Raw genomic sequence first — 445 nt, 5'->3', positions numbered from 1 at the left:
GCTGGGTATGTCAGCCCGTCCGGCGTTTGAGGACGAGCCCTTCGGGCGAAGCGGGGGTCCAGGGGGCGGCAGCCCCCTGGCGGGGTCTGGGGCGGAGCCCCCAGGTTCAGGATGGGTCGGGTAGGGGCGGCGGGGGCGGAAGAACCCCTACAGAAGGCCCGCCGTCGCCAAATACTTGCCCACCCGCTCCACCTCCCCCTCCGACAACGGCACCTGCGGCTCCGCCGTCACCGGACACGAGATCACCCCCCGCAGATACAGCGCGGCCTTGAACGCCCCGAGCGCGGCCGACCCGCTCCCCATCCGCCCGGTGTCACCGACCCCGACCATCCCGAACAACGCGCACAACCGCTCCTGCTCGGCCCGGGCCCGCTCCCAGTCCCCCTCCCGGCAGAGCCGGGGGGGGGGTTGTGGAGGTGGGCGGGGGGGTCGAGCGGGGGGTGGA

Annotated in this window: 1 pseudogene; it reads right to left on the bottom strand. The window is 74.2% G+C overall.

The annotated features are described in order from the left end of the window. Positions 1-147 precede the first annotated feature (147 nt). A pseudogene (locus ACFV2J_RS12620) lies at positions 148-445 on the bottom strand (hypothetical protein); the annotation flags it as partial.

It is taken from the genome of Streptomyces sp. NPDC059668, from assembly GCF_042734135.1.
Classification (GTDB): domain Bacteria; phylum Actinomycetota; class Actinomycetes; order Streptomycetales; family Streptomycetaceae; genus Streptomyces.
This window is presented reverse-complemented; position numbering and strand designations above follow the sequence as displayed.